The organism is Citrobacter sp. wls718 (assembly GCF_005280945.1).
In the GTDB taxonomy this organism is placed as follows: Bacteria; Pseudomonadota; Gammaproteobacteria; order Enterobacterales; family Enterobacteriaceae; genus Citrobacter; species Citrobacter gillenii.
In genome coordinates this window covers 13222-18369 of sequence record NZ_SZWV01000100.1, presented here as the reverse complement: position 1 = coordinate 18369, position 5148 = coordinate 13222, and the positions used below count along the sequence as shown (strand labels likewise).

The window sequence follows — 5148 nt, the reverse complement described above, 5'->3', positions numbered from 1 at the left end:
GTGGCAGCGGTAACCGCCGCGCGAGGCCGGGGTAAATCCGCGCTGGCCGGGCAGTTGATATCACGCATGAAGGCAAGCGCCATTGTTACCGCCCCGGCAAAAGCGGCGACGGATGTGCTGGCGCAGTTTGCCGGAGAACGTTATCGTTTTATGGCGCCTGATGCGTTACTCACCGGCAGCGAAACCGCTGACTGGTTGATTGTGGATGAAGCGGCCGCTATTCCCGCCCCGTTGCTGCATCAGCTGGTTTCGCGTTTTCCACGTGTGCTGTTGACTACCACCGTTCAGGGTTACGAGGGAACCGGCAGAGGGTTCTTATTGAAGTTCTGCGCGCGTTTCCCCCATCTTCTGCGTTATGAACTGCAGCAGCCCATCAGGTGGGCTCAGGGGTGTCCGCTGGAACAAACCGTCAGTGAGACGCTGGTGTTCGACGACGACACTTTTTTGCATCCCCCTCAAGGCGATATCCACTTCTCTACCTTTGAGTCGACGGCCTGGCATAGCAATCCGCATCTGCCGCTGGCGGTATACCGGCTGCTCTCCGGGGCGCATTACCGCACGTCTCCGCTGGATTTGCGCCGAATGATGGACGCGCCTGGCCAGCATTTTTTGCAAGCATCGGCGGCTGACGCGGTGGCGGGGGCCGTCTGGTTGGTGGATGAAGGCGGCTTATCCGCTGAACTTAGCCAGGCCGTCTGGGCAGGTTATCGTCGTCCAAGAGGAAACCTGGTGGCGCAATCACTGGCCGCGCACGGCAGTGACCCACAGGCGGCGACGCTCGTTGGACGGCGAGTAAGCCGTATTGCGGTTCATCCCGCCCGCCAGCGGGAAGGTATTGGGCAACGGCTAATCGAGCAGGCTCATTACTATTCCACGCAGTGTGACTATCTGTCGGTCAGTTTTGGTTATACGAGTGAGCTATGGCGTTTCTGGCAGCGCTGCGGCTTTGTGCTGGTGCGGATGGGGAATCATCGGGAGGCCAGCAGCGGCTGCTACACCGCGATGGCGCTGCTGCCGATAAGCGAGGCGGGAAAACGCCTGGCCGCAACCGAACACCTGCGCCTGCGTCGGGATGCTGACGTTCTGGCACAGTGGAACGATGAGGCGATCCCGGTCGTGCCGCTGAAAGAGACTACGCTTAATGATGACGACTGGCAGGCGTTGGCTGGATTTGCCTTTGCGCATCGGCCGCTGCTCACGTCGTTAGGCTGTCTGAGTCGTCTACTCCAGCGCAGCGAGCTACCTCTTCCGGCATTACGCGGACGTGTCGACGAGAGATGCGGCGACACTGAACTGTGCCAGCGATTGAAGGTGTCCGGGCGTAAAGCGCTGTTGTTGGTTCAGCGGGCTGAAGCGGCGCAGGCGTTGGCCCAGATCGATGCGGCCCGGACGCAACAGCTACAGAATCGCATTATGCAATGGCAATTTTTTCACTGACTTCTTCAATTTCCTGGCATGGTCATTGCGATTAAGCGGCGTAGAATTACTCTTATCAGTTAAGGAGATCGCCATGAAACATGACCATTTTGTTGTTCAAAGTCCCGATAAACCTGCGCAACAGCTGTTGCTGCTGTTTCATGGCGTCGGCGATAACCCGGTTGCCATGGGCGAAATTGGTTCCTGGTTTGCACCGCTGTTCCCCGATGCGCTGATTGTCAGTATCGGTGGGGCACAGCCTTATGGTTCCACCGGCGGCCGGCAGTGGTTTTCAGTGCAGGGCGTGACGGAACAGAACCGTCAGGAGCGGGTTGATGCCATCATGCCGGTGTTTATCGACATCGTACGCTACTGGCAGCAACAGAGCGGCGTTTCCCCTCAGGCAACCGCGCTGATTGGTTTTTCGCAGGGGGCGATTATGTCGCTTGAGAGTATCAAGGCCGAACCGGGGCTGGCATCGCGGGTCATCGCCTTCAATGGCCGCTACGCCAGCGTGCCGGAGGTGGCGACGACCGCCACAACGGTGCATTTGATTCACGGCGGGGAAGACCGGGTGATCGAACTGTCTCACGCCGTTGCCGCGCAGGAAGCATTAATTCGTGCCGGAGGGGATGTGACGCTGGATATCGTCGAAGATCTCGGCCATGCCATTGACGATCGCAGCATGCAATATGCACTCGATCATTTGCGCTTTACCGTACCGAAGCACTATTTCGATGAAGCACTGAGTGGCGGTAAGCCCCACGATGATGATGTGATTGAGATGATCTAGCCCGTAGGCCGGATAAGGCGAGGCCGCCATCCGGCACTTAATGCCCGGTGGCGCTAACGCTTACCGGGCCTATGGGACTGCGGTTATTTCTTCGGCTGATCCTTGTTCGGCCAGTCATCGTCATCATCCCATTTATCGTTAAAGTCACGATGCGGGGGAAGCTCCGGTTTATTGGCGAGAAATTTTTTATGGTCAACGCGCTTGAGATCTTTGATTACGTTCAGCAGTACGCCTACCAGAAAAACCAGTACTAAAATCCACCAATACTTTGCCAGCAAGTCCATGCTCATTTCCTCTTGCAGGAACGCTCATCAGGCGACGAGCTGCTCCATGATACGTTGATACATACGGGCAAGCAGCTGCAGGTCGGCGGCATTAACACATTCATTAATTTTATGAATGGTGGCATTGACCGGCCCAAGTTCTACTACCTGCGCCCCCATGCGGGCAATAAAGCGCCCGTCGGATGTCCCGCCTGTAGTCAGTAACTGCGGTTTAATTTCATTATAGTGCTCAATGGCGTTGACCACTGCATCCACCAGTTTACCGCGATCCGTCAGGAACGGCTGACCGGAAAGCCACCAGTCGACGGTATAACGCAGCTGATGCTTATCCAGCAGCGCCAGCACCCGCGATTTGATCATCTCATCGTTGAGTTCGGTGCTGAACCGGAAGTTGAACTGAACAAAAAGCTCGCCGGGGATGACGTTATTGCTGCCGGTTCCTGCCTGAATATTGGCAATCTGCATGCTGGTCGCGGGGAAAAATTCATTGCCCTGATCCCATTCAATGCCTACCAGTTCATTCAGCATTGGCGCAGCGCGGTGCACAGGGTTATCAGCCAGATGCGGATAGGCCACGTGTCCCTGAACCCCGTGAATCGTCAGGTTGCAGGTCAGTGAACCCCGACGCCCGTTCTTGACCACATCACCGACGATTTCGGTACTGGATGGCTCGCCGACCAGGCAATAGTCCAGTCGTTCGTTGCGGGCCATCAGCGCTTCAACCACCTTCACGGTGCCATTTTTCGCGCTGGCTTCTTCATCAGAGGTGATTAAAAATGCCAGACGGCCTTTATGGTTAGGGTGCTGAGCGACGAAACGCTCTGCCGCGACAACCATTGCCGCCAGCGATCCTTTCATATCCGCAGCGCCGCGTCCGAACAGCAGGCCGTCGCGGATTGTCGGCTCAAATGGCGGATTGATCCAACGATCAACATCACCGGCAGGCACGACGTCGGTGTGACCGGCAAACGCCAGCGTCTCACCGTGTCCGCGCCATGCCCAAAAATTCTGTGTGTCACCAAAATCCATTCGCTCAACGGTAAAACCTACCGCGCGCAGGCGCTCAATCATTAACGCCTGGCACCCGGCATCATCCGGGCTTAGGGAAGGACGGCGAATAAGCTGCTGTGTCAGCTCAATAACCGGGCACGACATAGACTACACCTCATTACAATCATTAAAAAACTGCATATAACTGGATTCACTAAAACCCAGCAGCATAGGCTTACCCGGTGCGCAGAGCAATGGGCGTTTGATCATTGCGGGCATTTCAATCATCAAAGCGGCCGCGGCGTCCGCAGTGGTGATGCGACTCCGCGTGGTTTCATCCAGTTTGCGCCAGGTGGTTCCGCGCGTATTGAGCAGCGCCTCCCAACCTAACTCGTTGATAAAAGACTGCATGAGTGCGTGGTCCAGACCGTCAACGCGATAATCATGGAAGCGGTACTCAATACCGCGTTCCTCCAGCCAGCGTCGGGCTTTTTTAATCGTATCGCAGTTTTTAATGCCGTAAAGGGTGACCATTTGAATCCTTATTGACGTAATTTGAATATTTATTCTTAATCTGTGTTATTGCAGATAATACATAGTGTCACTCAATCGTTATAGAAAAATATAACATTGTTGAACAACAGTGAATAATGATTCCTGAAAGTTCCAGAATCATGGATGGCGTAAAATTCAGAATTTACTGCTTTGCATCTGACTGTTTTTCCATCAGAATTATCAAAGTCGTAGATTATGTATGAATATTTCAAAATATTGCCGTAAGTCACATAAAATTTATGGGTATAGCGCATAGTGATGACATACACCCCACACACGGGAGGATGCAATCACAACCATTGGTTAAATTGTCTTCTTTTAATGATGATGATTTCGTAGAATGCCCATAATAATAAGAGAGGTTGTTATGATTGAACGTGAACTGGGGAACTGGAAAGATTTTATCGAAGTCATGCTTCGTAAATAAATTTCTGGCAGACATCCTGATCCCGCAAGGGATAAAAAAAGGCGACTCATAATAAGTCGCCTTTTTTGTGCCCTGATTATTCCGGGCGTGGCTTCAACGGGAAGCGCCTGCGTACCAGCACAAAAAACAGCGGCACGAAGTAAATGGCCAAAATGGTGGCGGATATCATCCCGCCCATCACGCCGGTCCCTACCGCATGCTGACCGCCGGAGCCTGCGCCGCTGCTGATGGTCATCGGCAGCACCCCGAAGATAAACGCCAGTGAGGTCATTAAAATTGGACGTAAACGCTGACGACAGGCGTGCAGTGTGGCGTCGAGCAAATCGTGTCCTTTTTCATTCATTTCATTGGCGAACTCAACAATTAATATCGCGTTTTTCGCCGACAGCCCGATAACCGTTAATAGCCCGACCTGGAAATAAACGTCGTTTTCCAGACCGCGCATCCAGGTCGCCAGCAGCGCGCCAATCACCCCCAACGGCACTACCAGCATGACGGAGAACGGTACCGACCAGCTTTCGTACAGTGCCGCCAGACACAGGAACACCACCAGCAGCGAAATAGCGTACAGGGCAGGGGCCTGAGAGCCCGAGAGCCGTTCCTGATAAGACATCGCCGTCCATTCGAGGCCAAATCCGGTCGGAAGCTGATGCACCAGCGATTCCATCACGTCCATTGCCGTC

7 protein-coding genes are annotated in these 5148 nt (G+C 54.2%); 3 read left to right on the top strand and 4 right to left on the bottom strand.

Features of this window, described 5'->3' with window-relative positions; genetic code table 11:
• Together FDW95_RS18555 and ypfH are read left to right on the top strand one after the other, a co-directional pair.
• Positions 1 to 1437: GNAT family N-acetyltransferase (locus FDW95_RS18555; RefSeq protein WP_249359235.1), on the top strand; the 1437-nt coding region annotated here is incomplete at its 5' end.
• A 73-nt stretch (positions 1438 to 1510) separates the two neighbouring features.
• On the top strand, positions 1511 to 2209 hold the full coding sequence (ypfH, locus tag FDW95_RS18550; RefSeq protein WP_096756205.1) for an esterase: 699 nt from the start codon (positions 1511 to 1513) through the stop codon (positions 2207 to 2209).
• 83 nt (positions 2210 to 2292) lie between these two features.
• On the opposite strand, the gene FDW95_RS18545 is transcribed toward ypfH, so the two are convergent.
• Genes FDW95_RS18545 through FDW95_RS18535 form a run of 3 tightly spaced genes read right to left on the bottom strand, consistent with a single transcriptional unit; the run spans position 2293 to position 4017 of the window.
• Positions 2293 to 2493 carry a hypothetical protein gene (locus tag FDW95_RS18545; protein WP_096756206.1) on the bottom strand — a complete coding sequence of 67 codons (201 nt, stop codon included), beginning with the start codon at positions 2491 to 2493 and terminating at the stop codon, positions 2293 to 2295.
• A gap of 27 nt (positions 2494 to 2520) precedes the next feature.
• A complete protein-coding gene (gene dapE / locus FDW95_RS18540) occupies positions 2521 to 3648 on the bottom strand; it encodes a succinyl-diaminopimelate desuccinylase (protein ID WP_096756207.1) in 1128 nt (375 codons plus the stop codon).
• A gap of 3 nt (positions 3649 to 3651) precedes the next feature.
• Positions 3652 to 4017, bottom strand: coding sequence for an ArsC family reductase (locus FDW95_RS18535; RefSeq protein ID WP_115257807.1), 366 nt, complete (start codon positions 4015 to 4017; stop codon positions 3652 to 3654).
• 388 nt (positions 4018 to 4405) lie between these two features.
• Here FDW95_RS18535 and ypfM point away from each other — a divergent pair, with 388 nt between their 5' ends.
• Positions 4406 to 4465, top strand: coding sequence for a protein YpfM (gene ypfM / locus FDW95_RS18530; protein WP_001386977.1), 60 nt, complete (start codon positions 4406 to 4408; stop codon positions 4463 to 4465).
• Positions 4466 to 4541: 76 nt separating this feature from the next.
• On the opposite strand, the gene FDW95_RS24025 is transcribed toward ypfM, so the two are convergent.
• Positions 4542 to 5148: efflux RND transporter permease subunit (locus FDW95_RS24025; RefSeq protein WP_249359232.1), on the bottom strand; the 607-nt coding region annotated here is incomplete at its 5' end.